A 17624-nucleotide genomic window follows, 5' to 3' on the forward strand; every position below is an offset into this window, starting at 1 on the left:
TTTCGCGGGATCTTTCGATGTCAGCGGTCGCGGCTGGTGACGAAGCCGGGTACCCAGAGGAGCGCGCGCTTGGCGTCGGAGTCGGGCAGCTCTGCGATGGTGAGGCGGGCTGCTTCGGCGTAGGCGCAGGCGGTGTCCATGGCGTAGTCGATGGAGCCGTGGCGTTGCAGAATCTCAAGGATCTGCGGGTGGGAGACACGGGCGAAGCTGCGGTCGGCGAGGACGGTGCGGATGGCCTCGCGGTCGGCTCCGGTGCCGCGCTCGAGCGCGTGGATGACGGCGAGAGTGGCCTTGCCTTCGCGCAGGTCCGAGGCGACAGGCTTGCCGAGGACATCTTCAGCGGCGGTCAGGTCTAAAACGTCGTCGACGATCTGGAAGGCGAGGCCCAGGTTGCGGCCGTACTCGCCGAGCTGGGATTCGAGTTCATCGGGGTCACCGAAGCCGTGAGCAGGCGTGATCGCCGCACCGAGCTGCATCGAGACCTTGAAGAGGCAGGCGGTCTTGCGGAAGATGAGGTCGAAGTACTCCTCTTCGTTGATAAGGTGGCCGAGCTTTTCAATCTGGAGCAGCTCGCCCTCGACCATCTGCTGGGTAAGCGAGATCAGCAACTCAAGGACGCGAAAGTTCCGCTCCTCAAGGGCCGCCGAGAAGGACTGCATGTAGAGCCAGTCGCCCGCGAGAACGCACTTGGCGTTGCCCCATGTCGTGTTGGAAGAGGGGCGTCCGCGGCGCGTGTCGGCTTCATCGATGATGTCGTCGTGGACCAGGGTTGCGGTGTGAAGCATCTCGACGACGGCGCCGAGACGGATGCGGCTCTCGCTGGTACAGCCTAGAGCCTTGGCCGAGAGCAGCAGAAGAAGCGGCCGGATGCGCTTACCGCCCCCAGCGATCAGGTACCGCGCGATGTCGGTGATGACCTCGACGTTGGAAGCCGATTGGCGGGAGAACTCCTGCTCGATGGCGGCTAGATCGTCACGGAGGAGGTCGAACACCTCGGCTGCGGTCGCGATGGAGAGCGTGCTCACTTACTAGTCAGAGTATCAGGATGTGGATTTGGCTTCAGAATAGGCTCGAAAAAGTAAGTCAGAATTTTGATCGCAGCAATGGGTTGGTGAGCGGCAGCGAAACGAGGCCTTCTGCCGCCTTGAGGAAGAGGACGCAGGTTAGTTGGAGCGGAAGTTGGTGAACTGAAGGTCGACGCCGATATCTTTGCCCTTCAGAAGCGCCATGACCTCCTGCAGAACATCGCGGTCTTTGCTGACGACGCGCACGGTGTCGCCCTGAATGCTGGCCTGCGCCTTCTTCTTCGAGTCTTTGATCGCCGCGACGATGATCTTCGCCTTCTCCGACGGAATCCCCTGGACGAGCTTGATCTTCTGGCGAACGCTGGAGTTGGCTGCCGGCTCGATCTTTTCGAACTCGAGGTTCTTGAGCGAGACGCCGCGTTTGACCAGCTTCTGCGAGAGGATCTCGGTGACGGCCTGCAGCTTATACTCGTCCTGCGAGGCGAGCTGGATGGTGTCGGTGCCTTCGAGCTCGATCTTCGACTTCGAGTCCTTGAGATCGAAGCGGGCGTGGACCTCCTTCGAGGCCTGATCGATGGCGTTTTTCACTTCCTGAATCTCTACTTTGCTCACTACATCGAAGCTGTTATCGGATGCCATGGGTGTGTTCCTTCTTATGTAACTTTGTCGATCTCTATTCGTCTGTAACTCGGTCGATCTCTATTATGTCAGCGCTTGAGAGCTTCGCGGGTTGTGGGGAACAGATTTTTGAAGTTCGCTGTCGTCTGGGTGGCGAGCTCTTCTGGTGAGATGCCGCGAAGTTCCGCCAGGGCTGCCGCGGTATGTGTGACAAAAGCAGGCTCGTTGCGTTGGCCACGAAGCGGAATTGGCGCGAGAAACGGCGCATCGGTTTCGACGAGGATACGGTCCGGCGGGGCCATGGCGGCGGCGTCACGGATGGCCTGCGCCTTCGGATAGGTAAGGTTCCCCGCGAAGGAGAGATAGAAGCCTGAGGCGAGGGACCGTTCCGCCTGGTCGACGGTACCAGAGAAGCAGTGCATGATGCCGCCTAGCGCATGCGGCGTCCAGTGTTGGTCGATGAGCGCAAGAAGGTCCTCCCAGGCGTCAGCCTCGCCGAACTTCTCCTTGGCCTGCGCGGTTGCGAGTTCGCTGGTCCGGCAGTGGATCAGGATTGGCTTACGCATATTCGCCGCAAGACGCATCTGGTCGATGAAAGCCTGCTTCTGCGTGGCGATGTCGGGGTTGTCGAAGTGGTAGTAATCGAGCCCGATTTCACCAACTGCGATACACCTCTCCTGGTCAGCCAGCGCGGCCAGCTTGTCGAGTGCTTCGGGGGTGGCGTGAGTTGCCTCCTGCGGGTGAATCCCTGCGCTTGCGTAGATTTGCGGAAGTCCTACGCCTATGGCCGTGCTGGCGATTTCGAGCGCCTGGTGCATGGTCGCGGGACCATCACCGATGCCGATCGCAAGGATGGTATGGACGCCTGCGGTATAGGCGCGGCGCAGCACTTCTTCGCGCTCCGTTGGGGTCTCGGTGTAGAAGTCGAGGTGAGCGTGAGAGTCGATGAGAGGCATCTCTTTCAGGGTATCCCATCGGGGCGCGACATTGAGGCCGACAGGGAGGCGGCGAAGGAGTGCGTGACTGGTATAGTTCGGACCGCGTAGTATGTCGGCATGAAAAATCTTAATCGGCGTGATCTTTGTGTTGCTCTTTCGGCTCTGGCGGCGATGGGCGGTGTGATGGCGGAGGGGCAGAGCGGTACCGGGGCGGCAGAACCCGTGCTCGCTCACTCGGAGATATTTCCCTTCGACAAGCTGCCCGTGCATGCTTCGGCGAATGGCGGAGCGAGCCGTGCGGTGATCCAGGGGCGGCTGGCTACAGGCGAGTTTGTTGAGGTGCACGAGACTGCGCTGCCCCCCGGCCAGATGCCGCACCAGCCGCATCGGCACACGCACTCGGAGTTCCTGATGATTCGCGAGGGGAAGCTCGAAGTCACCAGTGACGGACAGACGGGCATCGTCGAGCCGGGCGGAGTCATCTTCACCGCGTCAGGCGTCTTGCACGGATTGAAGAACGTTGGCGACGTGATGGCGAACTACTTTGTCGTTGCAATCGGCGTGCAGAAGGCGATCGTCTGAATGAGGATGCGGCGAGTGGTCGATGACAGACTAAGGATGGCAGATCAATGGGATGAATCCAACTAACGCGAGTCCCGGCTATACTTCCTTCGCGCAAGGCTAACGAGGCCGAGGACACCAGTGGTCAGCAGGGCCAGCGTCGAGGGCTCAGGCGTCGGTGCGGTCGTCTCGGGCGTAATTGTGAGGCTGTAATCGAGGAAAGGTGGGGACCCTTTGGGGTTGAGCGCAGTCAGGTCAAAAGTCCCTGTCAGGAAGGTAGGATTGGCGGCGTCCGGTGCGAAGAGCTGCTCGCCGAACAGTCTTCCAGGGATCAGGCCAAGGCTCAGGCCTCCGAGGAAGCGGCCCGTCGGGAAGACGATGCTCTCCTCGCTGGAGACGCCGTTGGTTGTGACCATTGTGGACGCGGAGAAAGAGGTCTCCGAACCCGGGAGGCAGGAGGTGATGATGCCTGTAGGGCAAGTACTCTCATTGCCCGGAGGTGAGGCCGGCAGGGAGAACGTGATGTCGAGGCCATTGCCGGTTAGGACGAAGCCGTCGATCGTGTCGGCGCGGGCGGTTAGAGGTTGGACGAAGGCAGAGAAAAGAAGAGCAAGTGGGAAGACAATATTTCTCATAATGAGAGCTTCCTTCTTGAAGCTATTCGAATTTACGGACAAGGATGCGACCGGCCTGGCGGGATGTCAAGGAGATTCTTGGTCTTGTTTTACGCAGCTTTCCAATGATGCGAGTACTGGCGCGGGTCTTCGTGGCAACAGTGATTGGGTATACGACGACGATTAAAACGGACTTGCTGCGCTGGATGCCGCCGTCGCATGAGACCGGCAAGGTAGCATCCAGCTTGCGGCCTTAACGATGTCTAACGTAGGCGAGAGCCCAGGGCAATCTCTTCGCCGAAGGTTGCGAGGACGGGCTTTCCGTCTTCACCGTGCGAGGCGGCCAGCAGCATGCCGTGAGATTCGAAGCCGCGCATCTTGCGTGGTGCGAGATTGGCGATGACGACAATCTTTTTGCCGAGGAGCTCTTCGGGCGTGTACCACTCGGCGATGCCGGAGAGGATCTGGCGTTTTTCGTAGCCGAGATCGACCTCGAGGCGTAGGAGCTTGTCGGCCTTGGGGATGCGCTCGGCGACGACGATCTGCGCGACGCGAAGGTCGATCTTGACGAAGTCGTCGATGACGATCTGCGGGGTGTCGGGCGCAGTGCCGGAGATGTTCGACTGCGCGGCAGAGTTGGCGAAGATGCCCGAGGCGGGGGCTTCGGTGTGCGAGGGCGTGCCGGTGCGCTCGGTGCTGACGGCGTGACTTCCGCCGACGGTGGTTCCAGGCGCAGCTTCGGCGAGGTAGGAGGTGCGGGGGGCGGCGGCGGGATCGGTGGGGTCGGTGGGAGCCGCGGAGGTGTGGGTGGTCGTCTCGTCGACGAACTTGGAGGGCTTCGGATGCTCGGGCTTTGGTGGGGTGGTCGGGGATTCCATGTCGGTCATGATTTGCGCGAGTCCTTTGTCTGCTCGGGGGAAGATGGGGGCGAGTGGGCCAAGTTTTGTGCCGGGTTTCAAGCCTCCCCATTTAAGATTTTTCAGTTCGCCGTTTTTCGCGGCGTCTTCGATGTCGCCGAGGCCCAATTGGGCCCACACTTTGGCTGTAGAGTAGGGAAGGACGGGGTAAAGCAGGGCGGAGATAACCCGAATGGATTCGGCAGCAGTGTAAAGTATGCATTCAAGCTGGATGACGTCTTTTCGCAACTCCTCCTCAAACTCCGTCTGCTTCGCTGCATCTAGGTAGGTCGTCGTGGACGATGCCTTAAGCTGCGCTGCGAGCTTCCAAGGCTTTTCCTCAGTCATGAAGACATCAACCTTTTGAATTAGGTCGAAAATCCTTTGAAGTCTCGATCCAAAAGTGTATTCATTCTCCGTCGCATCAAGATCCGCTAGAGTATCGGCGTGCGCACGCAGATTATTGCTGTAAATGAACGCGAGCGTATCGTTGCCATCGGTCAAGGGAGGGACCCGAGCAACCCCCCTTGGCGAACCCTCGATATCTCCCGCGCTAAAATTTTGAACTATCAGCCCGAGAGTACGGCTAACTAGGTTGCCGTAGCCGTTGGCGAGGTCGGCGTTGTAGCGGGTGATCATGGCGTCGAAGCTGAAGCTGCCGTCTTGTCCGAAGGGGATCTCGCGGAGGAGGAAGTAGCGGAGGACGTCGGCGGCGAAGAGGTCCTGTTCTTTCTTCGTGCTGTCGGGGAACTGCTTTTTGTAGACTTCGGTGCCGAAGGCGTCGAGGATGGTCTCGGTGCGGACGACGTTGCCCTTCGATTTCGACATCTTGCTGTCGTCGAAGAGCAACCAGCCGTTGGCGACTACGGATTTTGGAGTGGGGATCTCGGCGGCAAGCAGGACTGCGGGCCAGTAGACGCAGTGGAAGCGCGTGATCTCCTTGCCTACGAGGTGAAGGTCGGCGGGCCAGTAGCGTTTGAATTTTTCCTGGTCGGCGGGGTTGTCGCTGCCGTAGCCGATACCGGTCAGGTAGTTGATCAGAGCGTCGAGCCAGACGTAGATAACGTGCTTTTCGTTGCCGGGCACGGGGATGCCCCACTTGAAGCTGGTGCGCGAGATGGAGAGGTCTTTGAGGGCGCCGGGAACATAGGGCTTGCCGAGGGCTGACAGTTCGAGGACCTCGCCGCGGTCGGTGGCTTCGGCTACGTTGCCGCGAAGGAAGCTGAGGACTTCGTTGCGGCTCGACTCGGGCTGGATCAGAAGACGGCTCTCAGGGTTCTCGCTCTCGATCAGGTCGATGAGGGGAAGCTGGTATTCGGAGAGGCGGAAGAAGTAGTTCTCTTCGGTGACGGTTTCGGTCGGCTTGCCGTCGGGGCCGATGGTACCGGGAGGTCCATCGACGAACATCTCCTCGCCGATCGAGTACTGGCCGGTGTAGCTGCTGAGGTAGAACTTGTCACGGTCGAGGAGTAGTTGGAAGAGCTTCTGGACGGCCTCGGTGTGCCGGAGCTCGGTGGTGCGGATGTAGTCGTTGTAGGTGATCCCCATGCGGTCCCAGAGGGCGCGGAAGGTGGCGGAGACTTGGTCGGCGAACTGGAGGGGCGGAATACCGGCGGCGGCGGCGGAGCGCTCGACCTTCTGGCCGTGCTCGTCGGTGCCGGTGAGGAAGAAGGTGTCGTCGCCAAGCAGGCGGTGGCGGCGCGCGATCACGTCGGCCGCAATGGTCGAGTACGCATGGCCGATGTGAGGGCGTGCGTTGACGTAGTAGATAGGGGTCGTGAGATAGAACTTTTGCGGGGCTTCAGGCATGACGATATGCCTAAGTCTAGCAGGGCAGAGGGATGATGTTGGCTGGTGGGACGGGAGGTTGCCGCTCGCCCGGTGAGAGCGGAGCGGCGTAGGCGCTAGGGGCGCGAAGGGAACATTCCGTTGACGGCGATGATATTGTGCACCGGGGCTGCGGTGTCCTTGCCGGCTACGGCGTGAGTCTTTGCGTCGGGCAGGTTGGGGAGGTTGAAGGTGGTGGTGCCGTCCCCGCCATACTGTGTGCCGAGGAGGGCGAAGAGTGCCTGATTTTGATTGATGGGCAGAGACGCGCCGTTGCAGGCGGCCCAGCCTGCGGGAACGAAGTTGAAGGCGACGACTCTGATTTCGCCTAAGAATGGATCCATGGGGAACTCTCCTGGCCCGAAGGCCGTGCGTCATGGTGTAGCGCTAAGTTGATCAGGACGTAGAGATAGTCCCGAAGAGTGAAGCAACTTGACGATACACAGCGGCGTGGAGGGGCGGTATGACTTGCAAGTTGTAGGGTCAGCGGGCGGGGGTTGATTGAGGGGTCTCGGTTTCGCTCGCGGCTGAGATTTCGGCTTGGCTGGTCGGAGTCGTCTCGTGTGCGGCGGGAGGGTTCGACGGGCTTTCGGCGGCCTGAGCGATGCGGGCGAGGTTGAGGTGCTGCTCCATGGAGCGGCGAGCCTGCGCGGGGTTGTGGGAGCGGATGGCACGATAGATCTCGCGGTGCATCTCGGAGGATTCTTTTAAATCTACGGCGTTCTGGATGGTCTTGCTGCGGATCTCATAGAGATTGGCGATGAGAGTCTCCATGATGGCGGCCAGGATGGGGTTGGCCGCGGCGCGGGCGATGGCGCGATGGAAGCGGACGTCATGGATGAGGTACTCGTGGGGATCGTCGAGCGCGGCGTACATCTCGGCGACCTCTTCGGCCAGCTCTGTCACCTGTTCCTCGGTAGCGCGTTCGGCGGCGAGAGCGGCGAGGTTGGATTCGATGATGATGCGGGCTTCGAACATCTGTCCGGGAAGGAAGCCGTGGAGCGCGCCGAGGACGGAGAAGGAGCTGGAGTCGAACGAGGGCGGACCGGAGGCGACGAAGGTTCCAGCGCCGTGGCGGCTTTTGAGGACGCCCATGGCTGCGAGAAAGCCGATGCCGGACCGCAGACTGGAGCGGCTGATCTTGAGCTGGCGAGCCAGGTCGCGCTCGGGGGGGAGGCGGTCGCCGGGGCGAACCTCTCCCGAACTGATGAGCGAGCGGATGTGTTCAACGACCTGCATGGTGAGCTGGCTGTGGCTGGAGACCTCGTCGAACTGCTCTTTGACCTCTTTTTTCATGCTGAACGAAGCTCCCTTGCGCCTGATTTGATGAAGGGTAACACGGCGGTGCGGCGCATGTTTCAGTGGGACGGGTAGGGGAGCGAGACGTTTCGGGCTGTGTTCGACGCTGCTCATTGTTGCGATTGGGAAGACGGGATTTAGGCAGTTTGCCGGCCGCCGAGACGTGGAACCAGGAGCTGGAAGATCAGGAGAGCAGTGACGTAGGCGAGGCCTCCCATGGTAAAGATCAGCAAAGGATGGAGGGAGAAGTAGTGAGAGACGAGCCAGGTGAAGCACGCTCCGCCGAGGGCTCCGGCAGCGCCGCCGATGCCGACTACGGTGCTGACGCTGGTCGAGGGGAACATGTCCGTTGGAGTGGAGAAGAGGTTGGCAGACCAGCCTTGATGGGCGGCGGTGGCGAGACAGAAGAGCGCGATAGCGGGCCAGGCATTGTGTGGGGAGATGGAGTGCATGTGCGGGACGAGCATGATGGGAAGAACGCAAAGGGCACAGATGAGAAGGGCGAACTTGCGACCGGAGTTGACGGTGTGGCCGTGCTTCATGCGAAATCCGGAGAGCCAGCCGCCAGCGATGGAGCCGATGCTTGCGGCGGTGTAGATGACGATGAGCGGGTACTTTACGTGGCTTAGATTGAGGCCGTAGTTATCGTTGAGGAATTTGGGGAGATAAAAGAGATAGAACCACCAGATGGGGTCGGTGATGCCTTTGGCGATGGAGAAGGCCCAAAAGCCGCGGTGGTGGAGAAGGATGGGGTAGATGGAGCCGCCCTGCGTGACGGGGGCAAGGTCAGTCTGGGTTTGCGTCGCGCTGCGGCGAAGTTTGTTGTAAGGGAAGATAAGCCAGATGATTGCCCAGATGAGTCCCATGGAGCCGGTGCAGATGAAGGCGGCGTGCCATCCCCAACGGGCGGCGACCGCTGCGATGAGAACCGGGGCGATGAAAGCGGAGGCGTTGGAGCCAGAGTTGAAGAGGCCGGTGGCGAGGGCGCGCTCTTCGGAGGGGAACCACTCGGTGGTGGCCTTGATGGCGGCGGGGAAGTTGCCGGATTCGCCGAGGCCGAGGAAGACGCGCGCGATGCAGAAGCCGGCGACGCTGGCCACCATGGAATGGCTGATCGAGGCACATCCCCAGATCAGGATGGCGAGGGCGTATCCGGTTTTAGTTCCGAGTTTGTCGATGATGCGGCCGGCGAAGAGAAAGCCGACGCCATAGGCGATCTGGAAGCAGATGAGGACGCGTCCATAGTTGAGGTTGTAAGCGGTTTGATGAGCGGCGTCGATGCCGGGAATCCAGCCCATGAAGTCGAGGTGGAGGAGCGGCTCGATGAGGGAGAAGACCGAGCGGTCCATGTAATTAATGGTGGTGGCGAGGAAGAGAAGACCGCAGACGAGCCAGCGGACGGTGGATTTCTCCGGGGCGGTGGTGGTGAAGCCCGAGTCAGGCAGGCTGGCAGTGTTGATCGACATTAGTTGTAACTCCAGCGTAAATGTTGGTCCGACGGCTGCCCGGATTGCGCCTGCTGCGGCAGATTCGGGTCAAGGGGTGTCGAGGATGAGGATAGTCTGTGCTGGGCAGTAGGTGTCAAGCGCCGTCTCCGATGATCTGGAAAGATCATTTTTGATTACAAATGAATGCGTTGGAGCGCTGGCGAACGAAGGAAGGTGGGCGACCGGGTTTTGAGAAGGGTCCATTTGAAGAGTTCAAGCACATGAATGTTAAGGGCGCTTTGCCGGTGAGGAAGGTGGGCATGGGAGATGCGAGGTGGAGCACGTTATTATCGCTAACGTGCCTAAGGATTTCAGGACGAGTGGGGTTGAAGTTGCGCAGATGATGGCGCGGGTGCGGGCAGGCGATGTTCGTGCTCTGGCTCGGGCCTTATCTCTCGTGGAGGATGGCGGGGGAGCGGAGGTGCTTGCGGCTTGCCGGGAGTTTGCGGGCAGATCGCTGCGGGTGGGAGTGACGGGGCCTCCTGGGGCGGGGAAGAGCACGCTGGTGGACCAGATGGTGAGGTGGCTTCGGCAGCAGGGGCAGAGTGTGGGGGTGGTGGCGGTCGATCCGTCTAGTCCTTACACGGGTGGGGCGTTGTTGGGGGACCGGATTCGGATGCAGGATTTTGCCGGGGATGATGGGGTGTTTATTCGCAGCATGGCTTCGCGTGGGGCTATGGGGGGCGTTGCGCGTGCGGCTGCCGATGTTTGCTCGGTGATGGAGGCGGCCGGGCGGCAGACGATTGTGATTGAGACGGTGGGTGTGGGACAGGATGAGGTGGATGTGATCGGCCTGGCGGATGTGACTGTGCTGGTGCTTGTGCCCGGAATGGGCGATGAGGTGCAGAGTCTGAAGGCTGGCGTGATGGAGGTCGCGGATGTGTTTGTTGTGAACAAGAGCGACCGTGGGGGCGCGGAGCTGGTAGAGCAGGAGATTGTTGCGATGCAGGCTTTGGCGGTTGGAGAGGGTGAGTGGGTGCCTCCTGTTGTGCGGACGGTCGCGACTACGGGGGAGGGTGTCAAGGAGTTGATGGAGACGGTGAGACGATGCGCCTTGGAGAAGGGGTCGCGAAGAGTAAGGCTTGAGAGCGCTGACACTCTGTGCGTGCTGGGGCAGGGCGGGCTGCGGCTGGATCATCTTGGCGTCGCGGTGAAGAGCATTGCGGGGGCGCGTGGATTTTATGAGGCGCTGGGGCTGGTGGTGAGCCATGAAGAGACAGTGGAGCATGAGCAGGTGAAGACGGCGATGCTGCCGCTGGGAGAAAGCCGTATCGAGTTGTTGGAGGCGACCGAGGCAGATTCCACGATTGGGAGATTTTTGGCGAAGCGAGGTGAGGGGCTGCATCATATCGCCGTCCATGTGGATGAGATTGACGTGATGTTTGCGCGGCTGACAAAGCAAGGGGTGAGGTTGGCGAGCAATGCGGTGAGAGTGGGGGCTGGCGGGCATCGGTATTTCTTTGTGCATCCGGCCAGCACAGGGGGCGTGTTGCTGGAGATTGTCGGGGATGCAGTTGAGCCGCGGAAGGGTGGGGAGTGATGCGGTTTCTGATGATTCATACGGCAGGGGGTGAGGGGAGCGTTGCGCTGGCGGATACCGAGATGGCGTCGGCGATCGTTGCGACTGAGGTGTTGCCGGGAAGGAGTTCGTCGGAACGGCTGGTTCCAACTGTGCGGCGGCTGATGGCGTCGAGTGGATGGCTGCTGAGAGAGTTGGCGGCTGTGGTTGTGGTGTATGGGCCGGGATCTTTTACCGGGGTGCGAGTGGGGGTGAGCGCGGCGAAGGGGCTGAGTGAGGCTGGAGCGGTGCCGCTGATTGCAGTGTCGCGGCTGGCGCTGCTTGCTGGCGCCGTCGATGGCGGGGAGCAGAGGGTGCATGCCGTTCTGGATGCTGGTCGCGGAGAGTTTTATTACGGGGAATATATGGGGAGGAGATGCGTACGGGAGGTCTTGGTAGGCGCGCAGGATGTGAGGACGGCGGCTTCGGGTGGGTTGGTGGTTGTGTGTGAATTGAAGGTGGCGGAGGCTTTGCTGGAGTTATGTCCGAAGTTGGTGGATGAGCCGTTGGCAGGGGATGCTCTGCCGTTTGCGGTAGAGCGAGTTGTGTCGGGGCGATTTGATGATGCTGCTGCGCTGGATGCGAATTATCTGAGACGGACCGATGCTGAGATATTTGCCAAACCTACTGCTCCGCGAGCCACTCGATGAGTTCGGCCAAGTATAGGGTTCGCTCTGGTCGTGCTGAGGACTTTGTTGGTGTGATAAGGCTGGAGAGAGCTACGCCTGACGCTCCGCATTGGGCGGAGGCCGAGTATGCGGCAATTGTGGGTGCCGATAGAAGCTCTGAGGTTGCGGTGACGAGGTGCTTGTTCGTTGCGGAGTCGGATGCTGGGTTGTTGGGTTTTGCAGTTGGAAAGGTTCTTGTTTCCGGGGCTGTGAGGCTGGCCGAGCTTGAAAGCGTGGCAGTAAGTGCGTCGGCCCGACGAGTGGGCGTGGGAAGGGCGTTGTGCGGGGGGGTCATTTGCTGGTGCAGGGAGCGGGGTGCGAAGGAGATGGAACTCGAGGTGAGGGCGGGGAGTGGGGGTGCAGTTGCGCTTTACAGGGGGTTAGGGTTTGCGGTCGTTGGACAGCGCGATAACTACTACCACGATCCTACAGAGGACGCGTTGCTGATGCAATTGAAGTTAGCTGGAGACGAGTAATCCACATTGCCGGTAATTATCGCGCTGTGATAGCGTGTCGGCCATCAGTGCGAAGTCGTCTGTTGCTGGAGGTACTCTCACGTGCAAACTGGCAAGTTCACCGAGCTGCCCCATCCTGCGTCGTTCCCTTCCATTCAACAATTGATGCAAGAACATAGCCTTTATGATCGCAGGCTGGATACGCTGCGGTCCAAGTTGTTTCTCACTGACTCGGAACAGTTGGAAGAGGTGAGATTGAAGAAGCTGAAGCTCAGTTTGAAGGATGAGATCGAGCGGCTTCGACGCCTGGGAGCATCCTAAAGCTAGAAGACGCGGTTTTGACCGTATGGAGGCGACAGGCCTGACTAGCGTTACGCTCAGGTCCGAGGTGTACGTGGCCTTATAATCGAGTCACTTATGGTGCGAGACGGTTTTTTCTATGCCTTAGGGCTTGGGGTTGTTGCGGCGGCACTTTGGTATCTGAATATGCCGATTGCGCTGGTGGCGTTGCCGGTGGTGCTGGCGGCTTTCTTTTTGTGGTTTTTTCGCGATCCGAACAGGACGATTCCGCAGGCGCCGGGACAGATTGTGTCTCCTGGGGACGGGGTGGTTACGGAAGCTGAGTGGATCGAAACGGTTAGCGGGAGTCGGTTGCGACTTAGCATCTTTCTGAACGTGTTTGATGTGCATGTGAACCGTTCGCCGGTGGGCGGAGTCGTGAAGGTGTGCGAGTTTCGCAAGGGCGAATTCATGAATGCGATGAAGCCGGAGTCTGTGTTGAACAACGAGCAGACTCTGATTACGATCGATGCCGGTGGATATGAAGTCAGCTTCAAACAGATAGCCGGGCTGCTGGCTCGGCGTATTGTGTGCAACCTGAAAGTAGGTGACCGAGTGGAGCGTGGACAGCGGATCGGCCTCATCAAATTTGGGTCGCGGGTGGATGTACTGATGCCGGCAGCGGCGAACCTGAAGGTGAAGACGGGGGCTCGCGTTAAGGGTGGGTCGACCGTGCTGGCCGTGCTCCCGGAGCAGTCGCTGAGAGACGCACCGGCAGTGGTGGCCTAATGGAGGACGCGCAGATCGAGACCGACGAGAAGGTGAGGCGTCAACCTAGTCGGGGGATGTACGTGCTGCCATCGCTATTTACGGCGGGCAACATGGCCGCTGGGTACTACGCAATTACGCAGAGTATTCAGGGGTCCGTGGCGGATCAGAGTTACTTCGATCGAGCTGCGTTGGCGCTTGGGATTGCCGTTCTGTTCGATGGTCTTGATGGCATCATCGCAAGAATGACCCACACGACCAGCGACTTTGGAAAGGAGCTTGACTCGTTGGCAGACGTGATTACGTTTGGCGTGGCGCCGAGTCTGCTGGCTTATATATGGGGTTTTCGGATGCTGCCTTTGATGGCGCATCCGGAGGCGCGACAGCAAATTGTACATATCGGGGTGTTTGTCTGTTTTATCTTTTTGATATGCGGCGCCAGTCGGCTGGCGAGATTTAATATCAGCATCAACCCGCAGCCTCGCAATCCGGGGCGGCCGGGCAAGAAATATTTTGTGGGCATGCCGATTCCGGCAGGTGCGGGCGTGATCAGCTCGGTGATTCACTTTCAACACGGATCGCCGATCGACAGTCCCTGGATTGCGTTGGTATGGCTATGTCTTCTGCTCTTCACCAGTTTTTTGATGGTGAGCAACTGGCGGTTCTGGAGTGCGAAGGAGATCACGCTTGGTAAGCGTCATCCCTTTCAACTGGTCGCGGTGATAGCGTTTATAGGAGCGCTGATCGTGCTGTATTCGGAGTACATGCTGATCATTCTGGCAATGGCGTATCTGGTGTCCGGTGTGGTGGCTCGGCTTGCGTACTCGTGGGGGCGAGAGCGGCGGCACTCCGCGGTGTAAGTCGGTGACGGGAGATGAACAGATAAGATAGTAATCTGGCGCTCAGACCTTACGTCTCGTCGGACATCAGGAAAATATGACGGAAAGAATGTATCGAATCGGAATCGTTGGGGCGTCTTCGCTCGCTGGTAAAGAGCTGAGCGAGGAGTTGGCCGAGTCGGTGCTGGGAGCATCGGACTTTGTCCTGCTCGACGAAGAAGAAGCCGCTGGCCAAGTGACCTCCGCTGGCGATGAGGTTGTTTTTATACAACGACTGGAGACATCTTCCTTCGACCGAATGGACTTTGTTTTTTTTGCGGGCAGTGCAGAGGTGACGAAGAAGCATTGGCAGGCCGCGCGGCGCGAGGGGGCGAGCATTGTCGATCTAACGTACGCGTTGGAGGGCGAGAAGGATGTTCTGGTGCGGGCTCCTTGGGTGGCTGAGGTGCTTGCAGATAAGAGCGAGCCTGGAGGCCCAGAGCCGGATTTGAAGACGCCAGCTCTAGTAGCTGCGCATCCGGTCGCTGTGATGCTTGCCCTAGTTGCCGGAAGACTGCAAGCGAAGATGGCTTTGACGAGCGTTGCTGCGACCGTCATGGAACCGGCGTCCGAGTATGGCCGCGCCGCGATGGATGAGTTGCATCAGCAGACTGTTACCCTGCTTTCATTTCAGACGCTACCACGGGAGCAATATGATGCGCAGGTGGCATTTAATCTGTTGCCTTCGCTCGGCGATGCCGCGAAGGTGAAGCTGAGCGCCACGGAACGGCGTATCCGCAAACACTACGCTGGGCTTGCTGATTCGCTGTTACCTGAACTGGCGCTGCAGGTCATTCAGGCTCCGGTGTTTCATGGGTATGTCGTTTCGATGCTGGTGGAACTCTCTGGTGAAGCGACGCAGGAGGAAGTAGAGGCGGCGCTTGCCGGGGAACATATAGACGTAGTAAGCGAGGAATCCGATCCGCCGAGCAACCTGAGTGCGGCGGGGCAGGAGGACATTATGGTACGAGTGAGCGGAGACTTTGATCAGGGGGAGCGAGGAACACGCTTCTGGCTGTGGCTCGCTGCGGATAACCTGAAGCTCGCGGCGCTGAATGCGATTGCATGCGGCGGGGAGCTAAGCAGGTTGCGTCCCCGTGGCAAGGTGCAGTAGGGTTCGTTGTGCCCACTTTTTAGAGTGGCAAGTGAAAGGGACTGGAAGGCTCAATGACGGAGATGGGGATGCGCATCGGGATTGATCTTGGTGGGACAAAAATCGAGGCACTCGCTATCGATGATCGCGGCACAGAGTTGGCTCGGCATCGTGTCGATACTCCGCGGGACGATTATGAAGCGACGGTGAAGGCAATTGTTGCGCTGGTCCACCGCATAGAAACGGAGACTGGAAAGACAGGCACTGTGGGTGCCGGTATTCCAGGTACCATCTCGAGAATTACCGGGCTGGTTAAAAACGCCAATTCAACGTGGTTGAATGGCCAACCATTTCATAGAGATTTGATCGCTACGCTTGGTCGCGAAGTACGGGTCGCCAACGATGCAAATTGCCTTGCGGTATCAGAGGCGACAGACGGCGCGGCCGCCGGTGTGCGTTTTGTGTATGGAGTCATTCTAGGGACCGGATGTGGAGGCGGAGTCGCTCTGGAGGGATGCGTCCACGACGGACCGAATGGAGTTGCGGGCGAATGGGGGCACAATCCACTGCCGTGGCCGAAGCCGGAGGAGTCCCCTGGACCGGAGTGTTATTGCGGAAAGAAAGGGTGCATGGAGATGTGGGTCTCGGGCACGGGGATTGCGCGGGATTACAAAAATGTGACCGGCAGAGCGCGGACTACGCGGGAGATAATTGCTGACTTTGCCGCGGGAGATCTAGTGGCGGCGGAGACCGTTGAGCGGTTCGAAGATCGTTTGGCGCGCGGTTTGGCTAACGTGATCAACATACTGGATCCAGATGTCATTGTGGTTGGTGGAGGCGTATCAGGGGTGGAGCATATCTACGAGGCACTGCCTAAGTTGCTGCCGAAATATGTGTTTGGAGGAGAGGCATCCACGCCGGTCGTGAAAGCAAAATATGGAGACTCCAGTGGAGTCCGCGGCGCGGCGTGGCTTTGGCCAAACAGACGAGTTTGAGAAGATGCGGATCAGTGAATGTTATACGATACTTAAAGGCAAAGCCCGCTGATTCGATGATCGAGCTCAGCGCAGCGGTATTTTTTGCGATTTGATTAGCGGTGAGGTAGAACATTCACTCTTGCAAGTTGCAAGCAAAAGCCGGGATGGCGGAACTGGCAGACGCAGCGGACTCAAAATCGTCTACGATACAGTCTGACAGTCGGCTAAGCTACTGCAAATACATGTAATTGACTCAATCAAAAGACAAGCGATATCCTTACACAACTCTTCCACACTTTCGCAATTCCGGGGGAGTCTGGAGGTGCTTAGGCATGTCCGAACATCACACCATCCTTGGTGGCAAGGTTCACGTCTACAAGCGTCCGAACAGTTCTAGCTGGCAATGCGCAACCTATCTTGGCGGGAAGAACCGGCGCACAACTACCAAAGAAGACAGCCTCTCAAAAGCGAAGGAGTTCGCTGAAGACTGGTATCTGCAGTTGCGGGGCAAGCTCCGTGACGGTGAGTTGAAGAGCGGCAAGCCGTTCCGCGAAGCTGCGAAGTTGTATCTGCGCGAATTCGACATCATGACACAGGGACAACGGAATGCGACCTATGCGCGTGGACAGCACGCGCGCACCAATGGTCATCTCGTGCCGTTCTTCGGCAACATGGTTCTTCCTGAGATCACTGCTGGCAAGATCAACGAATATCGCATCCATCGCCTTGAGGAATCTAAGGCGCTACGCGGCAGACCTCCAGCGCATAACACCATGCACCAGGAGATCGTGACGTTGCGCCAGATTTTTAAGACGGCTCTGCGCCACGGATGGATCGATCATTTACCGGATATGTCAGCGCCCTATAGGGCGTCGGCCAAGATTTCTCATAGAGCATGGTTTTCGCCGGAAGAGTACAAGCAGCTTTACGAAGCTACTCGCAAACGGGCCCAGCATCCAAAACAGCCGCGCTTCCGCTGGGAAGCGGAGCAGCTTCACGACTACGTTCTGTTCTCCGCGAATACCGGGCTCCGGCCTGATGAAGCGATGCGTCTGCAGTTCCGCGATGTAAAGATTGTCGAAGACGAGGGTAGCGGCCAAACGATCCTGGAGATCGAAGTTCGAGGAAAGAGGGGCATTGGTTTCTGCAAGAGTACGGCAGGGGCGGTGCGACCGTTCGAGAGGTTGAAGACTCGCCTTCGTCCCGATGGCGGGCCGGGACGGACGGGAAACCGTAAGGAGTCGATGGACAAAGGGGAGTGGCAGCAGCCAGGAGCGACCGATCTTCTGTTCCCCAAGTGGTCGCGTGATTTGTTCAACGCGATTCTTGAGGAAGAGAAGCTTAGGATTGACCGGGATGGCAGGCCGCGAACGGCCTATAGCCTTCGTCACACGTACATTTGTTTACGTCTTCTCGAAGGGGCCGACATTTATCAAATCGCAAAGAACTGCCGGACAAGTGTGGAGATGATTGAGAAATACTACGCGGCGCATCTGAAGACCCAGCTCGATGCATCTGCGATCAATGTGATGAAACCGCGTCCGAAGAAAGACGCGGCGAAGAAGGGGCCTCGTAGAGTTGAGTCTCAGCCATTCGCTGATGCGATGTAGAAGATTAGTTCTGAGGCGGCGTTACTCTCTCCGCCGCAGTACTTACGTTGCACCTGCCCGGATGGAACCATCC

At 59.0% G+C, this 17624-nt stretch carries 18 protein-coding genes; 10 read left to right on the forward strand and 8 right to left on the reverse strand.

The genetic code is table 11. From position 1 onward, the window contains the following. Positions 1–20: 20 nt before the first annotated feature. From HDF12_RS06820 to HDF12_RS06830, 3 genes are all read right to left on the reverse strand, one after another. Positions 21–1025: a polyprenyl synthetase family protein gene (locus tag HDF12_RS06820; protein WP_179581801.1), complete on the reverse strand. Its 1005-nt coding sequence runs from the start codon at positions 1023–1025 to the stop codon at positions 21–23. A gap of 138 nt (positions 1026–1163) precedes the next feature. After that, positions 1164–1664: a YajQ family cyclic di-GMP-binding protein gene (locus tag HDF12_RS06825; RefSeq protein ID WP_179581802.1), complete on the reverse strand. Its 501-nt coding sequence runs from the start codon at positions 1662–1664 to the stop codon at positions 1164–1166. A 68-nt stretch (positions 1665–1732) separates the two neighbouring features. Continuing rightward, entirely contained in the window at positions 1733–2599 is an 867-nt protein-coding gene (locus HDF12_RS06830; RefSeq protein ID WP_179581803.1) for a TatD family hydrolase, read from the reverse strand. Between the two features lie 99 nt (positions 2600–2698). On the opposite strand from HDF12_RS06830, the gene HDF12_RS06835 reads away from it, so the two are divergent. Then, positions 2699–3163 (forward strand): cupin domain-containing protein, encoded by a 465-nt coding sequence (locus HDF12_RS06835; RefSeq protein WP_179581804.1) that lies wholly within the window; start codon positions 2699–2701, stop codon positions 3161–3163. Positions 3164–3225: 62 nt separating this feature from the next. Here the strand turns inward: HDF12_RS06835 and HDF12_RS06840 are convergent, their stop codons facing one another. From HDF12_RS06840 to HDF12_RS06860, 5 genes are all read right to left on the reverse strand, one after another. Next, the gene (locus tag HDF12_RS06840; protein WP_179581805.1) at positions 3226–3777 is read right to left on the reverse strand and encodes a PEP-CTERM sorting domain-containing protein; all 552 of its coding nucleotides are present in this window, start codon (positions 3775–3777) and stop codon (positions 3226–3228) included. A 242-nt stretch (positions 3778–4019) separates the two neighbouring features. Then, positions 4020–6461 carry a methionine--tRNA ligase subunit beta gene (metG, locus tag HDF12_RS06845; protein ID WP_179581806.1) on the reverse strand — a complete coding sequence of 814 codons (2442 nt, stop codon included), beginning with the start codon at positions 6459–6461 and terminating at the stop codon, positions 4020–4022. A gap of 95 nt (positions 6462–6556) precedes the next feature. Beyond that, a complete protein-coding gene (locus tag HDF12_RS06850; protein ID WP_179581807.1) occupies positions 6557–6823 on the reverse strand; it encodes a phage tail protein in 267 nt (88 codons plus the stop codon). Positions 6824–6962: 139 nt separating this feature from the next. Beyond that, positions 6963–7775 carry a FadR/GntR family transcriptional regulator gene (locus HDF12_RS06855; protein WP_179581808.1) on the reverse strand — a complete coding sequence of 271 codons (813 nt, stop codon included), beginning with the start codon at positions 7773–7775 and terminating at the stop codon, positions 6963–6965. Between the two features lie 140 nt (positions 7776–7915). Beyond that, positions 7916–9244 carry an MFS transporter gene (locus tag HDF12_RS06860; RefSeq protein WP_179581809.1) on the reverse strand — a complete coding sequence of 443 codons (1329 nt, stop codon included), beginning with the start codon at positions 9242–9244 and terminating at the stop codon, positions 7916–7918. A 295-nt stretch (positions 9245–9539) separates the two neighbouring features. On the opposite strand from HDF12_RS06860, the gene meaB reads away from it, so the two are divergent. From meaB to HDF12_RS06905, 9 genes are all read left to right on the forward strand, one after another. Next, entirely contained in the window at positions 9540–10805 is a 1266-nt protein-coding gene (gene meaB / locus HDF12_RS06865) for a methylmalonyl Co-A mutase-associated GTPase MeaB (RefSeq protein ID WP_373563856.1), read from the forward strand. An 11-nt stretch (positions 10806–10816) separates the two neighbouring features. Then, positions 10817–11473, forward strand: coding sequence for a tRNA (adenosine(37)-N6)-threonylcarbamoyltransferase complex dimerization subunit type 1 TsaB (tsaB, locus tag HDF12_RS06870; protein ID WP_179581810.1), 657 nt, complete (start codon positions 10817–10819; stop codon positions 11471–11473). Further along, complete coding sequence (locus tag HDF12_RS06875; protein ID WP_179581811.1) at positions 11470–11967, forward strand: GNAT family N-acetyltransferase; 498 nt, start codon at positions 11470–11472, stop codon at positions 11965–11967. Before tsaB ends, HDF12_RS06875 begins: the two co-directional genes overlap by 4 nt. Positions 11968–12048: 81 nt before the next feature. Then, the gene (locus HDF12_RS06880; RefSeq protein ID WP_179581812.1) at positions 12049–12267 is read left to right on the forward strand and encodes a DUF465 domain-containing protein; all 219 of its coding nucleotides are present in this window, start codon (positions 12049–12051) and stop codon (positions 12265–12267) included. 96 nt (positions 12268–12363) lie between these two features. Beyond that, the gene (locus HDF12_RS06885) at positions 12364–13014 is read left to right on the forward strand and encodes a phosphatidylserine decarboxylase (protein WP_179581813.1); all 651 of its coding nucleotides are present in this window, start codon (positions 12364–12366) and stop codon (positions 13012–13014) included. Beyond that, positions 13014–13853: a CDP-diacylglycerol--serine O-phosphatidyltransferase gene (gene pssA / locus HDF12_RS06890; protein ID WP_257025393.1), complete on the forward strand. Its 840-nt coding sequence runs from the start codon at positions 13014–13016 to the stop codon at positions 13851–13853. Before HDF12_RS06885 ends, pssA begins: the two co-directional genes overlap by 1 nt. Before the next feature lie 88 nt (positions 13854–13941). Next, on the forward strand, positions 13942–14985 hold the full coding sequence (locus tag HDF12_RS06895; RefSeq protein ID WP_257025394.1) for an Asd/ArgC dimerization domain-containing protein: 1044 nt from the start codon (positions 13942–13944) through the stop codon (positions 14983–14985). Between the two features lie 68 nt (positions 14986–15053). Then, positions 15054–15959, forward strand: coding sequence for a fructokinase (mak, locus tag HDF12_RS06900; protein WP_179581815.1), 906 nt, complete (start codon positions 15054–15056; stop codon positions 15957–15959). 314 nt (positions 15960–16273) lie between these two features. Beyond that, the gene (locus HDF12_RS06905) at positions 16274–17551 is read left to right on the forward strand and encodes a tyrosine-type recombinase/integrase (protein WP_179581816.1); all 1278 of its coding nucleotides are present in this window, start codon (positions 16274–16276) and stop codon (positions 17549–17551) included. The last annotated feature ends 73 nt before the right edge of the window (positions 17552–17624 follow it).

The organism is Tunturiibacter gelidiferens, from assembly GCF_013410115.1.
GTDB classification, from domain to species: Bacteria; Acidobacteriota; Terriglobia; order Terriglobales; family Acidobacteriaceae; genus Edaphobacter; species Edaphobacter gelidiferens.

Bases quoted from the DNA above. Each gene is read 5' to 3' on its own strand.
- HDF12_RS06825 (WP_179581802.1), bottom strand. From the start codon at position 1,664: ATGGCATCCGATAACAGCTTCGATGTAGTGAGCAAAGTAGAGATTCAG.
- HDF12_RS06830 (WP_179581803.1), bottom strand. From the start codon at position 2,599: ATGCCTCTCATCGACTCTCACGCTCACCTCGACTTCTACACCGAGACC.
- HDF12_RS06835 (WP_179581804.1), top strand. From the start codon at position 2,699: ATGAAAAATCTTAATCGGCGTGATCTTTGTGTTGCTCTTTCGGCTCTG.
- HDF12_RS06840 (WP_179581805.1), bottom strand. From the start codon at position 3,777: ATGAGAAATATTGTCTTCCCACTTGCTCTTCTTTTCTCTGCCTTCGTC.
- metG (WP_179581806.1), bottom strand. From the start codon at position 6,461: ATGCCTGAAGCCCCGCAAAAGTTCTATCTCACGACCCCTATCTACTAC.
- HDF12_RS06850 (WP_179581807.1), bottom strand. From the start codon at position 6,823: ATGGATCCATTCTTAGGCGAAATCAGAGTCGTCGCCTTCAACTTCGTT.
- HDF12_RS06855 (WP_179581808.1), bottom strand. From the start codon at position 7,775: ATGAAAAAAGAGGTCAAAGAGCAGTTCGACGAGGTCTCCAGCCACAGC.
- HDF12_RS06860 (WP_179581809.1), bottom strand. From the start codon at position 9,244: ATGTCGATCAACACTGCCAGCCTGCCTGACTCGGGCTTCACCACCACC.
- tsaB (WP_179581810.1), top strand. From the start codon at position 10,817: ATGATTCATACGGCAGGGGGTGAGGGGAGCGTTGCGCTGGCGGATACC.
- HDF12_RS06875 (WP_179581811.1), top strand. From the start codon at position 11,470: ATGAGTTCGGCCAAGTATAGGGTTCGCTCTGGTCGTGCTGAGGACTTT.
- HDF12_RS06885 (WP_179581813.1), top strand. From the start codon at position 12,364: ATGGTGCGAGACGGTTTTTTCTATGCCTTAGGGCTTGGGGTTGTTGCG.
- pssA (WP_257025393.1), top strand. From the start codon at position 13,014: ATGGAGGACGCGCAGATCGAGACCGACGAGAAGGTGAGGCGTCAACCT.
- HDF12_RS06895 (WP_257025394.1), top strand. From the start codon at position 13,942: ATGTATCGAATCGGAATCGTTGGGGCGTCTTCGCTCGCTGGTAAAGAG.
- mak (WP_179581815.1), top strand. From the start codon at position 15,054: ATGCGCATCGGGATTGATCTTGGTGGGACAAAAATCGAGGCACTCGCT.
- HDF12_RS06905 (WP_179581816.1), top strand. From the start codon at position 16,274: ATGTCCGAACATCACACCATCCTTGGTGGCAAGGTTCACGTCTACAAG.